The sequence below is a fragment of the Shewanella acanthi genome (assembly GCF_019457475.1).
Classification (GTDB): Bacteria; Pseudomonadota; Gammaproteobacteria; order Enterobacterales; family Shewanellaceae; genus Shewanella; species Shewanella acanthi.
The window spans coordinates 2,171,975-2,185,420 of sequence record NZ_CP080413.1 but is presented as its reverse complement, the minus strand read 5'-3'; the positions used below and the strand labels follow the sequence as shown (position 1 = coordinate 2,185,420).

The following is a 13,446-nucleotide window of genomic DNA, read 5'->3' as shown; positions in this document are numbered from 1 at the left end:
ATGTCATTCCTTGAACTTAAACGTGAAGTTTACGAAGCCAACATGGAGCTTGAGAAGCGTAAACTGGTGACATACACCTTCGGTAATGTGTCTCAAGTTGACCGCCAACGCGGCGTAATTGGTATTAAACCAAGCGGTGTACCGTACGAAGATTTACAGGTTGACGATATCGTTATCGTCGATCTTGAGAACAACATCGTAGAAGGGCGCATGCGTCCCTCTTCAGATACTAAAACCCACACCTTCTTATACCGTCACTGGGACAGTATCGGCGGTATCACCCATACTCATTCTACCTACGCTACCGCATGGGCACAGGCGCAAATCGCGATCCCATGCCTTGGTACCACGCAGGCGGATTATGTGTATGGCGATATTCCCTGCACTGCAGTGATGCGTAACGACCAAATTCTGGGTGACTACGAAGAAGAAACGGGCGTACAAATTTTAGATTGCTTTGCCGACAGAAACCCTAACGAGTCACCAATGGTGATTGTTGCGGGCCATGCCCCTTTTACTTGGGGCGCGAATGCGGCTAAGTCTGTTTACCATGCAGTGCTGCTCGAAGAGATCGCCCGCATGGCTTATTTAACAAAAACGCTGACGCCAGGCATTGCCCCATTAAAGCAAGAGCTTATTGATAAGCATTATCTCCGTAAGCATGGCAAAGATGCTTACTACGGCCAAAGCAAGTAAGTACCACTAGGGTCAAATTTTAACGAGAGAGAGCACTATGAAACCTTTCAAACAAAAGCAAGTGTGGTTTATCACTGGTTCGCAGGATTTATACGGACCAAAAGTATTAGAGCAAGTCGCAAAGAACAGTGAGCAAATCGTTCACGGTTTCAACGCTTCTGAAGCCATTTCTATGGAAGTGGTTTACAAGCCAACTGTTAAATCTCCACGTGAAATCCACGCCGTTTGCCAAGCTGCAAACAGCGATGAGAACTGCGTGGGCGTGATCCTGTGGATGCACACTTTCTCTCCAGCTAAGATGTGGATTGCTGGCCTGAATGAGCTGAGCAAGCCATTCATGCACTTACACACCCAGTTCCATGCTGAGCTCCCATGGAGCGAAATCAACATGAACTACATGAACACCCACCAAAGTGCTCACGGTTGCCGCGAATTTGGTTTCATCGGCACTCGTATGCGTAAAGAGCGTAAAGTGGTTGTGGGGCACTGGCAGTCTACTGACGTTCAAGCGCAGGTTGACGACTGGTGCCGTGCGGCGGCTGGTTGGCATGAGAGCCAAAACCTGCGCGTAGCGCGTTTTGGTGACAACATGCGTCAAGTAGCGGTAACTGAAGGCGACAAAGTTGCTGCGCAAATCCAATTCGGTTACGAAGTTCACGCCTACAGCTTAGGTGAGCTGAACGAAGCGATTGAAGCGGTTGCAGAAGGTGATGTAGCAGCACAGTTAGACCGTTACGCAAGCGAATACCAAATCGGTAACGAACTGTTCAGCGATGAATACCAGTTAGATCGTTTAACCAAAGAAGCCAGAATCGAACTGGGTTTAACCCAATTCTTAACCGCCGGCGAATTTGGTGCTTTCACTAACTGTTTCGAAAACTTAACCGGTATGACTGGTCTGCCAGGTCTGGCGACGCAACGTCTGATGGCGAACGGTTTCGGTTACGGCGGCGAAGGCGACTGGAAAACCTCTGCTATGGTTCGCATCATGAAAGTGATGGGCCAAGGCCGTACTGGTGGTACTTCATTCATGGAAGACTACACCTACAACTTCGGTACTACTGACCAAGTATTAGGTGCGCACATGTTAGAAGTGTGTCCATCTATTGCGGCTGCTAAGCCTCGTTTAGAAGTTCATCGCCACACCATCGGTGTGCGTTGTGACGTGCCACGTCTGCTGTTCACTGGTAAAGCTGGCCCAGCAATCAACGTATCGACTATCGATTTAGGCAACCGTTTCCGTATCATTCTGAACGAATTAGACACAGTAACACCGCCACAGGATACGCCTAACCTGCCAGTGGCTTCTGCACTGTGGGAACCACGTCCAAATCTGTCTGTTGCGGCAGCGGCTTGGATCCACGCAGGTGGCGCGCATCACTCGGCATACAGCCAAGCCATCACCACAGAGCAAATCACTGATTTCGCTGAAATGGCTGGTGTTGAGCTGGTCGTTATTGATGCTGATACTAAGATCCGTGATTTCAAAAATGATCTGCGCCAAAATTCCGTATATTACGGTTTAGCAAAAGGGTTATAATCCCTCGCAGTCCTAAAGCCGCCTTCGGGCGGCTTTTTATTTCTCGGTTTGAATCGATTTTCCAACGTGAGTTGTAGATATGTACCCAGAGTTTGATGGCATTATTTTCGATATGGACGGCACCTTGGTCGACAGCGGTCAACTGCATGAGCAGGCTTGGCGACAAACCCTAAATCACTTCGGGATCCCCGTCGATGCGCCGTTAATGCGTTCCTTAGCCGGCGTGCCTACCATCGGCACCTTGGAAATTCTCATTGCCCATTTTGGCGTGACGCCAAGCGCGAGCTGTGAAGAGATGAACGCCTATAAAGAAGCATTAGTGCGTGACACTATGCATTTGCATGTTAAACCTACTGCGCTTGCAGAATTTGCCAAACAAAACCACGGCAAGCGTCCAATGGCGGTAGGTACGGGCGCTTATACCGAAGAAGCCCATGAAATCCTAAAGCTCTGCGGGTTATTCGAGTTAATGGATTTTGTGGTGGGTGCCGATCAGGTGAATGCACCAAAACCTGCACCCGATACCTTTTTACGCTGCGCCGAGTTGATTGGCGTTGCACCAGAGCGTTGCATTGTGTTTGAAGATGCCAAGACCGGCATGCAGGCGGCCGAAGCGGCGGGAATGTTTGTGGTGGACGTGTTAGCCGAATTTGATATTAAGAACGATTATTTTCTAGGCGAATAAACCGTATACCGCTGTGGATTTTGCACCAATTTGGGACTCGATGTATTTACATTGTTACGATTTAGCGTAAGGTAATGGCACCAAATCGGATTAAAACCTCACGATTTCTGAGCCTTAACAAAATACTTGTTATCAATCGGCTGAAAGGTAGTATCATAACATTTGAAAGTAATGATGCTGTCCGATGATTGGATGTTGCATAGCTATTGAGATTTAAGAGGGAACTATGACAAGTCAGGCAAATAACCGTCCGCAAAATATCCATACATGGGTGGCCAGCGAACTGGGTTCACGCATTGTGGGTGGCTATTATGCCCCTGGTGAATATATCCCTAACGAAAATGCTATCTGTGAAGAGCTTGGTGTTTCCAGAACGTCTTTGCGTGAAGCATTTAAGGTATTAACAGCAAAGGGGTTAATTGAGTCTCGTCCAAAGCTGGGTACACGCATTCGTGAGCGTCGCCACTGGAATATGTTCGACCCCGTCATTCTTAACTGGTTCTCCCAATCTAAACCTTCACCGGAGTTCTACTCATCACTCTACGAAATCCGTGAAGTGTTTGAACCTGCAGCCGCAGAGCTTGCAGCGAAAAAACGCACACCTGAGCAATTAGCCGTGATAGCTGCCGCTTACGCCAGAATGGAGTCGGCCGAAATAGGCACCGATGAGGTATACACCTCAGATATCGATTTCCATATGGCGATTCTTGATGCGACCAATAACGAGTTTATGATTTCCTTAGGTGTGTCGATTCAATCGGCGCTGCTTGAAATCTTCCGCTTAAGTAGTACGATTCAGGATGATTTTATTAAGTCTCTTCCTGGCCACAAGGCGATTTACACTGCGATTGAAGCGGGTGATAGTGAGCGTGCTAAGGCAGAAATGTGCCAGCTGCTCGATACATCTCAAGATACGCTGCAAAAGAATATAGAGGCTAAGTAGGGCGCTTCTTTACCTTTAACGACAAGCTTTTTCGGTTGAATTCAAGAGACAAAAAAGGTGAACCTAGGTTCACCTTTTTGTTTTAGTCGCTCAATTACTGCGGCTCGACAATACCTTCAGACGTCATCTGGATGCGCTTGATGGTGCCATCTTCATTGTAGTGAAGTGGGTCGATGGCCACTGAGCGTCTGAATTCACCACCACCATCCTGCGAAGCGCCAGTGTGGTAAATAAAGTAGGACTTACCCTTAAATTCGATAATCGATTGGTGGTTAGTCGGCGAGTTACCCGCGACTTCGTTTAAGATCCCCTGATATTTCCAAGGGCCAGTGATACTGTCGCTGGTCGCATAGGCAATTTTTTCGGGGAAGCCTGAGGCGTATGAAAGATAATAGGTTTTATCTTTTTTATGTACCCACAGCGCTTCAGTAAAGTTAGGCAAATCGATGGCGTGGATTGGGCCATCCAGCTCAATCATATTGTCCTTTAATTTGGCGTAACGTGGCTTAGTGTTACCCCAGAACAGATAGGCCTGTTTGTCATCATCGATGAATACCGCAGGATCGATATCGTCCCAATCGATGTCGGTATCAGTGGTCATGTCATTGGTGATAATGGCTGTGCCACGGGCATCCTTAAAGGGACCTAATGGGCTGTCGGCGACCGCGACACCAATGGCAAAACCATTGATTTTGTTGTGGCGAGCAGTGACGTACCAGTAAAACTTACCATCTTTTTCAATAACATGGCTCGCCCATGCATCACCTTTGGCCCAGCTGAAATCTTTAACGTGTAACTTGCTGCCGTGGGCAGTCCAGTTAACCATGTCCTTAGAACTGAACACTAACCAATCGTGCATCTCAAAAAAGGTGCGATTGTCCTTGGCAACGTCGTGGCCAGTGTAAAGATAGACGGTATCTTGATGAACGATTGCCGCAGGATCAGCGGTAAAGACATCGGTAAATATCGGATTGGCAGCAAATGCTGCTGAATTGAAGGCTAAGCATAATCCCAAAAGTGCCTTTTTCATATTTCCTCTATTGTTTTTTGATATTTTGGTATTATAGTAATACCAATACTTTTACGTTCAAGCAATGCTTAACGTTGTGAATGTCGCGACTTAATGTAAGCACTTGAATGTTTTGTCTACGTACACGGTGGCAAAAGGGGCTGAAATCACTTCGGCTCTGTAAAACGAAGGTGTCAAAATGAATAATAAAAAATTGAAAACACTTCGTTCGGCTAGTTGGTTTGGCAGCGATGATAAAAATGGTTTTATGTATCGTAGCTGGATGAAAAACCAAGGTATTCCCGATCACCATTTTCAAAATAAACCCGTTATCGGCATTTGTAATACTTGGTCTGAATTAACCCCTTGTAACGGTCATCTGCGTGAAATTGCCCAGCGTGTAAAAAATGGCATTCGCGAAGCGGGCGGTATTCCCGTCGAATTTCCTGTGTTCTCTAATGGTGAGTCTAATCTTCGCCCCAGCGCCATGCTAACCCGCAATCTCGCGGCCATGGATACCGAAGAAGCAATTCGCGGCAATCCTATCGATGGTGTGGTGCTGCTGGTGGGCTGTGATAAAACCACGCCAGCATTATTAATGGGGGCGGCGAGCTGTGATTTACCTACCATAGTTGTTACTGGCGGCCCAATGCTCAATGGTAAGCATAAGGGCAAGGACGTGGGTTCTGGCACCTTAGTGTGGGAACTTCACCAAGAGTATAAAGCGGGTAATATCAGCCTTGCGCAATTTATGGATGCCGAAGCCGATATGTCGCGCTCAACCGGCACCTGCAATACCATGGGCACGGCATCGACCATGGCCTGTATGGTTGAATCATTAGGCATGAGTTTGCCCCACAATGCCGCCATTCCTGCGGTGGACTCCAGACGTTACGTGCTTGCCCATTTATCGGGGATGCGGATTGTCGACATGGTCAATGATGACCTAACCCCAAGCAAAATTCTCACCCGAGATGCCTTTATTAATGCGATTAAAGTCAACGCGGCGATTGGCGGCTCTACCAATGCGGTGATCCATTTAAAGGCCATTGCCGGTCGTATCGGCGTGGATTTACAGCTCGATGATTGGTCACATGGTTACGATGTGCCCACGCTGGTGAACCTTAAACCCTCTGGCCAATATTTGATGGAAGATTTTTACTACGCAGGCGGTTTACCGGCTGTACTAAAAGAACTCTTTAGCCATCAACTGTTGAATCCAAGCACCTTAACTGTCAATGGCCACACCCTGTTTAGTAACGTTAAAGACGCGCCTTGCTATAACGAGGATGTCATCAAATCTGTTGCATCACCTTTGGTTGAGCAGGGGGGTATTCGTGTGCTTCGCGGTAATCTCGCGCCACGTGGCGCCGTGATTAAGCCGTCTGCTGCCAGTCCCCACTTAATGAAACACCGCGGCAAAGCTGTCGTATTTGAAAGTTTTGCTGATTACACCGCCCGCATTAATGATCCCGATTTAGAAATTGATGAAAGTAGCATTATGGTGCTGAAAAACTGTGGCCCTAAGGGATATCCGGGGATGGCCGAGGTCGGCAATATGGGGCTGCCACCAAAGCTTCTGAAAAAGGGCGTTAAAGATATGGTGCGAATTAGCGATGCGCGCATGAGCGGCACCGCATTTGGCACAGTCGTGCTGCATGTAGCACCCGAGGCGCAGGATTTAGGACCGTTAGCGGCGGTGCAAAATGGCGACATGATTTTGCTCGATACCTTCGCGGGTGTACTGCAATTGGACGTGAGTGAAACCGAGTTGGCTCAACGTTTAGCCAAGCTCGAAGCGGTAAAACAAATCCCCGTGGGCAGTGGTTACTTATCACTTTTCAAGGAGAGAGTGCTACAAGCGGATGAAGGGTGCGATTTTGATTTTCTAGTGGGCTGTCGCGGAGCAGATATTCCTGCACATTCCCATTAAATCTCAATACGTTTTCTTTTATAATGAAACCCATTAATTATTTTTCATAGGTTGAGTTATGAAGTTGACTAATCAATACCCGAGTTTACAAGGCAAAACCATTTTCATCAGTGGTGGTGGCACGGGTATTGGGGCCTGCATGGTGCGGGCCTTTATCGAGCAAGGAGCCAAAGTCGCCTTCGTTGACATTCTGATGGAAGAATCAGCGCAACTGGTTAGTGACTTAACTCAAATACACGGCGATGGTTGCGTTAAGTTTTATCCCTGTAATTTAGTGGATATCGCAGCGCTAAAATTTGTGGTAGCGCAGGTAGAGCAAGATGTTGGCAGTATTTCAGTACTGATTAACAACGCCGCGTGCGATCAACGCCACACTATTGATGAAGTCACGTCTGAATATTGGGATCAGTGCATCAATACCAATTTGAAGCACTATTTCTTTGCCGTACAGGCGGTAAGACCGCAGATGCAAAAACTCGGTGGTGGCTCTGTTATCAATATGGGCTCCATGAGTTGGCACAATCGCCAGGGCGGCATGCCAGGTTATACCGCCTCAAAAGCGGGTGCTATGGGCTTAACCCGAGGTTTGGCCTCAGATCTTGGCAAAGACAAAATTCGGATCAATACCCTAACGCCAGGTTGGGTGATGACCAAACGACAATTGACCCATTGGGTCGATCAGGATACGGCTAAACATATCGAGCATAATCAATGCATTAAAGAATATGTTATGCCAGAAGATATTGCTGCGATGGCCTTATTCCTCGCGGCGGATGACAGCAGGCTCTGCACGGCACAAAACTTTATTGTGGATGGAGGTTGGATTTAACCCTCCCAATAAAGCAAATCCTTTCATAGGGAAGGTGAGTGCAGAGCCAATATTAATAAAAGGTGAAAGCACTCATTATGCAACTTTCCGTCTCTATCCAAACCCTAGAAAATTCTGCCTTTCCGGCTCCATTGCAGTTAGTGACATTAACCAACAGTCACGGCCTTGAGGTGAAATTGTCGACCTTTGGTGCCAGCATTTGGGCGGTGAATTTACACGGCAAAGAAGCCACCCCCATCCCATTAAGCGTTGGCTACCAGAATATCGAAGACTGGGCGACTAACCCTTATTATTTCGGAATTACCGCGGGCCGCGTGGCCAACCGTATCGGTAAAGCCGAGTTTCCACTTGCGGGTAACACCATCAAGTTATTAGCGAACGAGCGTAACAACCAGCTTCACGGCGGTCCAAAGGGCTTAAGCCATTGCAACTGGGACGTTGGAACTATTCAAGATGACAATAGCGTTGCGGCCATTTTCTCTATCACAAGCCCAGATGGCGACCAAGGTTTTCCAGGTAACTTAGCGATTGAGCTTGAGTACCGCTTAACCGAAGCCAACGAGCTTATTCTGACTTACAACGCAACGAGCGATAAAACTACGCCCGTGTGTTTAACCAACCACGCTTACTGGAACTTAGCCTCAAGCAAGGCCGATGGCATTGTGGGTCATGATTTACACATTCAAGCCAGCAATATTCTGGCCTTAGATGCCGAGCAAATTCCAACGGGTGAGCTCACTAAGGTCGATAATGGCCCATTCGATTTCCAACAGACTAAGTCTATTGGCCGCGACATTAAGGCGCTGGATAACGGTTACGATCATTTCTTTGTGATGGACAGAGACACTGCGGGCCCAAGTCTGCAGACCATCGCGGTACTAACCGATCCTGTGTCTGGCCGTGCAATGGAAATCAGCACCACAGAATTAGGCGTGCAGTTTTACAGCGGTAACTTCCTAGATGGAACCCATCAAGATGCCCAGGGTAATCAGGTTAACAAGTACCACGGTTTATGTTTAGAAACCCATGGTTACCCAAATGCGGTGAATGTCAGTCATTTCCCGAGCGTGATGCTCGAGCCAAATGCTAAGTACACCCAAGTGACGGTCCACAGCTTTAAAAACCTCTAAGGCGAGAGTTCAATATTTAACACACTGACACAGAGATTGACCCTGTCTTACAGGGTCTGGGGACCTCTGTAACCTACAATAAAAGGGAAATAATAATGAAAAATTATAAATTAGTTTCTGCATTTGGATTATGGGCTGTTGGCGCAAGCTGTGCGTACGCGACGACAGTGGGCTTTTCACAGGTGGGTTCTGAAAGTGGCTGGCGTACCACCTTTAGCGAGGCGGTAAAGGCCGAAGCGAAACAACGTGGTATCGATTTGAAATTCTCCGATGCCCAGCAAAAACAAGAAAACCAAATTAAAGCGGTTCGTAGCTTTATCGCCCAAGGTGTGGATGCCATCATCATCGCGCCTGTGGTTGAAACTGGCTGGAAGCCAGTGCTGAAAGAAGCTAAACGCGCCAAAATCCCAGTGGTGATTGTTGACCGTAACATCAAGGTCGATGATGACTCATTATTCTTAACCCGTATCGCCTCTGACTTTACCGAAGAAGGCCGCAAAATTGGTAAATGGCTGATGGATACGACCCAAGGCACCTGTGATATTGCAGAGCTGCAAGGCACAGTGGGCGCGACGGCAGCCATCGATCGCGCCACAGGTTTTAACGAAGTGATCGCCAATTACCCAAATGCCAAAATCGTTCGTAGCCAAACCGGTGAATTTACCCGCGCTAAGGGTAAAGAAGTGATGGAAGGTTTCCTGAAGGCTCAAAATGGTCAACCACTGTGCGCCGTATGGTCACATAACGATGAAATGGCACTCGGCGCGGTACAAGCCATTAAAGAAGCCGGTCTTAAGCCAGGTAAAGATATCCTGATCGTGTCAGTTGATGGTGTACCTGATTACTTCAAAGCCATGGCAGATGGCGATGTGAACGCGACCGTAGAACTGAGCCCATACCTAGGTGGCCCTGCGTTTGATGCAATAGATGCGTATCTTAAAGGCAACAAAGATCAGCCTAAGCTCATCAGCACCACGGGTGATGTCTACACGCAAGAAACTGCAGCCGCCGAATACGAAAAACGTCGTCAGCAATAATTGAGTTCGTAGTTTCTTGGGAGTCGCTCTATGAGCCTTATCTTAGAACTCAAGCAAATCAGTAAGCTCTATCCTGGCGTTAAGGCGCTTGAGGATGTGAGCTTACGCCTATTTGCTGGGGAAGTTCACGCCCTGTTGGGCGAAAACGGTGCGGGTAAATCCACACTGGTCAAAGTGATGACGGGCGCCCAGTCAAAAGACATGGGCGATATCCTGTTCCTTGGACAAAAACAGCATTTCGACACGCCAATGGATGCGCAAAAGGCGGGGATCAGTACCGTATACCAGGAGGTGAACCTCGTTCCAAACCTGACTGTTGCTCAAAACCTGTTCCTCGGCCATGAGCCGCGTCGTTTGGGATTAATCCACTTTAAGAAAATGTACTCAGATGCACGCGCGGTATTGACCCAGTTTAAACTGGATATCGATGTCACCGCGCCGCTGTCGGACTTCTCCATTGCCGTGCAGCAACTGATTGCGATTGCCCGCGGTGTGGCCATGTCTGCCAAGGTATTGGTGCTCGATGAGCCAACGGCGAGTTTAGATGCCAAGGAAGTCCAAGTTCTATTTGGCATTTTAAATCAGCTTAAGGCCAAGGGCGTTGCCATTGTCTTTATTACCCATTTTCTCGATCAGGTTTACCAAATTAGTGACCGCATTACCGTGCTGCGTAACGGTCGCTTTATTGGCGAATACTTAACCGCCGAGCTGCCACAACCTAAGCTGATTGAAGCTATGCTGGGCCGCTCACTGCAGGAACAGTTAGTCGAGAAGCAAGAAAAAGAGCAAACCGTGGCAAGCGCCGAAGCCGTGCTGTTATCCCTTGAGGATGTGTCGGTGAAGGGCTCCATTCAAGCCATGAACCTCACAGTGCCTAAGGGGCAGGCGGTTGGTTTGGCGGGGCTTTTAGGCTCGGGTCGAAGCGAAGTCTGTAATGCGGTTTTTGGTTTAGATTTAGTTGATAGTGGCAGTATTCACCTTGCGGGTAAAAAGCTGAACCTGTCGCAACCCGTGGATGCCATCAGTGCTGGTATTGCCCTGTGCCCAGAAGATCGCAAGATTGACGGCATCATTGGCCCCTTATCCATCCGTGAAAATATCATCCTCGCGCTACAGGCGCGTGTCGGTTGGTGGCGCTATTTATCAAAAGCTCGTCAGCAGGAAATTGCCCAGTTCTTTATTGATAAATTACAAATCGCGACCCCAGATGCCGACAAGCCAATTGAGCAACTAAGTGGCGGCAACCAGCAAAAGGTGATCCTTGCCCGTTGGTTAGCTATTGAGCCCATCCTGTTGGTACTCGATGAGCCAACACGTGGTATTGATATCGGTGCCCACGCTGAAATTATCAAACTTATCAGAACCCTGTGTGATGACGGTATGTCGCTGCTGGTGGCATCGTCTGAGCTTGATGAACTCGTTGCCTTTGCGAATAAGGTGGTGGTACTTCGTGACAGATACGCAGTACGAGAATTGTCAGGTGCTGAACTGACTTCGCAACACGTTATGCAAGCAATTGCGGAGGGATAAATGAAAAGTTCAGCTGATACATTTTCAACAGAACCTATGTCACCCGAGCTGATGGCAACGGCACAAAAGCCTCGAGTGGAGGAAAGCCAAAAGGCTATGAACCAAGAAAAAAATGATCGTTATCAAGCGGGTAAGTCCAAGTCGATTGGCCGTTACCTGTGGCCATTATTGGCGTTAAGCTTGCTGTTATTAACCAACCTGTTTATCGATAGTCATTTTTTTAATATTACCTATCAGGACGACAGATTCTACGGCTCACTGATTGATATCTTAAACCGCAGCGCCCCCGTAGCACTGCTGGCAATTGGTATGAGTCTTGTGATCGCCACCGGCGGTATTGACCTGTCGGTTGGCGCCGTGATGGCGATTTCTGGCGCCGTGTGTGCCAACCTGTTGCTCGTGCCCGATATGAACCTGTTTACCGTGATTGCGGCGGGGCTTTGTGTGGGTCTGATTGCAGGTTGTATTAATGGTGGTCTTGTCAGTTACCTTGGCATTCAGCCTATCGTGGCAACGTTGCTGCTGATGGTGGCGGGTCGCGGTGTGGCGCAGCTTATCAACCAAGGACAGATCATTACCTTCCAAAACCCTGGCTTTGCGGCCATTGGGGTAGGTAAGTTCCTTGGTCTGCCAATGCCTGTGTGGATTGTGATTGGTATGCTTGCCTTAACGCAGTTACTGATGCGTAAAACAGCCTTGGGACTTTTCATCGAGGCTGTGGGTTGTAACGCTAAGGCGAGTCGCTACTTAGGCATCAACGATAAGTCCATTAAGTTGTTCGCCTATGCGATTGCAGGTCTTTGTGCTGCGTTAGCGGGCATGATCAGCACAGCGGACATTCAAGGCTCAGACGCTAACAACGCGGGTCTATGGCTTGAGCTCGATGCGGTACTGGCGGTGGTGATTGGCGGCGCGGCATTAACGGGCGGTCGTTTCTCACTGTTACTCTCGGTCGTTGGCGCGCTGATTATCCAAACGCTGGCAACAACGATTATCGTCAGTGGCTTACCGGCCAAGTTTAATCTGCTGATTAAAGCGATCGTTATCCTGACCGTACTGCTGTTGCAATCGGATAAATTCAGAGCCCAATTGTCGACGCTCTTCAAATCAAAGACTGCAGTTGGAGATAAAAAATGATGTCTAAACGTTTTATCCCACTGTGGATCACAGCGTCTTTGCTGGTGACTATGTTCCTCGTGGGCACCTTTCAGTTTGAAGGGTTTGCCAGTGCCCGCGTGGTAACTAACCTGTTACGTGACAATGCCTTTTTGCTGATCACAGCCTTAGGCATGACGCTGGTGATTATCTCCGGCGGTATCGATTTGTCCGTGGGCTCGGTTATCGCCTTAAGTGGTGTTGCGACTAGCTTGCTTATCACTGAATATGAATGGCATCCGCTGCTAGCCTTTGCGGTGATCCTGCCTCTTGGTACGCTGTTTGGCGCGCTGATGGGCACCATTATCCATGTGTACAAGTTGCAGCCATTTATTGTGACCCTTGCGGGGATGTTCCTTGCCCGCGGCCTGGCAACCACCTTAAGTGAAGAGTCGATTGCTATCGATCATCCGTTCTACGATGCGGTTGCCGAGGTGAGCATTAGTCTGCCAGGTAATGGTGCGCTGGATTTAAGTTCACTGATCTTTATCCTGTTCTTCGCCATTATCGCCATTGTGATGCATTACACCCGTTTTGGTACCAATGTGTATGCCATCGGTGGCAATAAGCAATCTGCGGAGTTGATGGGGATTTCTATCGTCAGAACCACCATCAGCATCTATGCGATCAGCAGCTTTTTAGCGACACTCGCAGGTATCGTATTTACCTTCTACACCTTCTCAGGTTATGCGCTGGGCGCGATTGGTGTAGAGCTCGATGCGATTGCCGCCGTCGTGATTGGCGGCACGTTACTCACGGGTGGCAGCGGTTTTGTGCTAGGCACCGTACTTGGGGTGATTTTAATGGGGGTTATCCAGACTTACATTACCTTCGATGGCACCCTAAGCAGCTGGTGGACGAAGATCGTGATTGGACTATTACTTTTCTTCTTCATCGTTTTACAAAAATTGTTAAATGGACGCAAAGCAAACCATGGATGATCGTAAACCATATTCTCA

Annotated in this window: 12 protein-coding genes; 11 read left to right on the top strand and 1 reads right to left on the bottom strand. The window is 48.3% G+C overall.

The features are described from left to right. The 4 genes from K0H61_RS09505 (at nucleotide 1) to K0H61_RS09490 (ending at nucleotide 3,864) form a co-directional block, all read left to right on the top strand. The gene (locus K0H61_RS09505; protein WP_220048900.1) at nucleotides 1-696 is read left to right on the top strand and encodes an L-ribulose-5-phosphate 4-epimerase; all 696 of its coding nucleotides are present in this window, start codon (nucleotides 1-3) and stop codon (nucleotides 694-696) included. A gap of 37 nt (nucleotides 697-733) precedes the next feature. Further along, nucleotides 734-2,236 carry an L-arabinose isomerase gene (gene araA / locus K0H61_RS09500; protein ID WP_220048899.1) on the top strand — a complete coding sequence of 501 codons (1,503 nt, stop codon included), beginning with the start codon at nucleotides 734-736 and terminating at the stop codon, nucleotides 2,234-2,236. A gap of 79 nt (nucleotides 2,237-2,315) precedes the next feature. After that, entirely contained in the window at nucleotides 2,316-2,921 is a 606-nt protein-coding gene (locus K0H61_RS09495) for a beta-phosphoglucomutase family hydrolase (protein WP_220048898.1), read from the top strand. Nucleotides 2,922-3,147: 226 nt separating this feature from the next. Beyond that, complete coding sequence (locus K0H61_RS09490; RefSeq protein ID WP_220048896.1) at nucleotides 3,148-3,864, top strand: FadR/GntR family transcriptional regulator; 717 nt, start codon at nucleotides 3,148-3,150, stop codon at nucleotides 3,862-3,864. A 94-nt stretch (nucleotides 3,865-3,958) separates the two neighbouring features. Here the strand turns inward: K0H61_RS09490 and K0H61_RS09485 are convergent, their stop codons facing one another. After that, complete coding sequence (locus K0H61_RS09485; RefSeq protein WP_220048895.1) at nucleotides 3,959-4,894, bottom strand: glycoside hydrolase family 43 protein; 936 nt, start codon at nucleotides 4,892-4,894, stop codon at nucleotides 3,959-3,961. A gap of 178 nt (nucleotides 4,895-5,072) precedes the next feature. Between K0H61_RS09485 and K0H61_RS09480 the strand changes: the two genes are divergently transcribed. From K0H61_RS09480 to yjfF, 7 genes are all read left to right on the top strand, one after another. Beyond that, nucleotides 5,073-6,806 carry an IlvD/Edd family dehydratase gene (locus tag K0H61_RS09480; protein WP_220048894.1) on the top strand — a complete coding sequence of 578 codons (1,734 nt, stop codon included), beginning with the start codon at nucleotides 5,073-5,075 and terminating at the stop codon, nucleotides 6,804-6,806. Between the two features lie 58 nt (nucleotides 6,807-6,864). Next, nucleotides 6,865-7,635: an SDR family NAD(P)-dependent oxidoreductase gene (locus K0H61_RS09475; RefSeq protein ID WP_220048893.1), complete on the top strand. Its 771-nt coding sequence runs from the start codon at nucleotides 6,865-6,867 to the stop codon at nucleotides 7,633-7,635. Nucleotides 7,636-7,712: 77 nt separating this feature from the next. Next, nucleotides 7,713-8,765: an aldose epimerase family protein gene (locus K0H61_RS09470; RefSeq protein WP_220048892.1), complete on the top strand. Its 1,053-nt coding sequence runs from the start codon at nucleotides 7,713-7,715 to the stop codon at nucleotides 8,763-8,765. A gap of 95 nt (nucleotides 8,766-8,860) precedes the next feature. Further along, nucleotides 8,861-9,802, top strand: a complete 942-nt coding sequence (locus K0H61_RS09465) for an ABC transporter substrate-binding protein (protein WP_220048891.1) — start codon at nucleotides 8,861-8,863, stop codon at nucleotides 9,800-9,802. A 30-nt stretch (nucleotides 9,803-9,832) separates the two neighbouring features. Then, the gene (locus tag K0H61_RS09460) at nucleotides 9,833-11,332 is read left to right on the top strand and encodes a sugar ABC transporter ATP-binding protein (protein ID WP_220048890.1); all 1,500 of its coding nucleotides are present in this window, start codon (nucleotides 9,833-9,835) and stop codon (nucleotides 11,330-11,332) included. After that, the gene (locus tag K0H61_RS09455) at nucleotides 11,333-12,469 is read left to right on the top strand and encodes an ABC transporter permease (protein ID WP_220048889.1); all 1,137 of its coding nucleotides are present in this window, start codon (nucleotides 11,333-11,335) and stop codon (nucleotides 12,467-12,469) included. Beyond that, nucleotides 12,466-13,428 (top strand): galactofuranose ABC transporter, permease protein YjfF, encoded by a 963-nt coding sequence (gene yjfF, locus K0H61_RS09450; protein WP_220048888.1) that lies wholly within the window; start codon nucleotides 12,466-12,468, stop codon nucleotides 13,426-13,428. Before K0H61_RS09455 ends, yjfF begins: the two co-directional genes overlap by 4 nt. Nucleotides 13,429-13,446: the final 18 nt, after the last annotated feature.

Excerpts from the sequence above, each read along its gene's own strand:
- K0H61_RS09460 (WP_220048890.1), top strand. The coding sequence starts at position 9,833 with ATGAGCCTTATCTTAGAACTCAAGCAAATCAGTAAGCTCTATCCTGGC.
- K0H61_RS09480 (WP_220048894.1), top strand. The coding sequence starts at position 5,073 with ATGAATAATAAAAAATTGAAAACACTTCGTTCGGCTAGTTGGTTTGGC.
- K0H61_RS09505 (WP_220048900.1), top strand. The coding sequence starts at position 1 with ATGTCATTCCTTGAACTTAAACGTGAAGTTTACGAAGCCAACATGGAG.
- yjfF (WP_220048888.1), top strand. The coding sequence starts at position 12,466 with ATGATGTCTAAACGTTTTATCCCACTGTGGATCACAGCGTCTTTGCTG.
- K0H61_RS09490 (WP_220048896.1), top strand. The coding sequence starts at position 3,148 with ATGACAAGTCAGGCAAATAACCGTCCGCAAAATATCCATACATGGGTG.
- K0H61_RS09475 (WP_220048893.1), top strand. The coding sequence starts at position 6,865 with ATGAAGTTGACTAATCAATACCCGAGTTTACAAGGCAAAACCATTTTC.
- araA (WP_220048899.1), top strand. The coding sequence starts at position 734 with ATGAAACCTTTCAAACAAAAGCAAGTGTGGTTTATCACTGGTTCGCAG.
- K0H61_RS09485 (WP_220048895.1), bottom strand. The coding sequence starts at position 4,894 with ATGAAAAAGGCACTTTTGGGATTATGCTTAGCCTTCAATTCAGCAGCA.
- K0H61_RS09470 (WP_220048892.1), top strand. The coding sequence starts at position 7,713 with ATGCAACTTTCCGTCTCTATCCAAACCCTAGAAAATTCTGCCTTTCCG.
- K0H61_RS09455 (WP_220048889.1), top strand. The coding sequence starts at position 11,333 with ATGAAAAGTTCAGCTGATACATTTTCAACAGAACCTATGTCACCCGAG.
- K0H61_RS09495 (WP_220048898.1), top strand. The coding sequence starts at position 2,316 with ATGTACCCAGAGTTTGATGGCATTATTTTCGATATGGACGGCACCTTG.
- K0H61_RS09465 (WP_220048891.1), top strand. The coding sequence starts at position 8,861 with ATGAAAAATTATAAATTAGTTTCTGCATTTGGATTATGGGCTGTTGGC.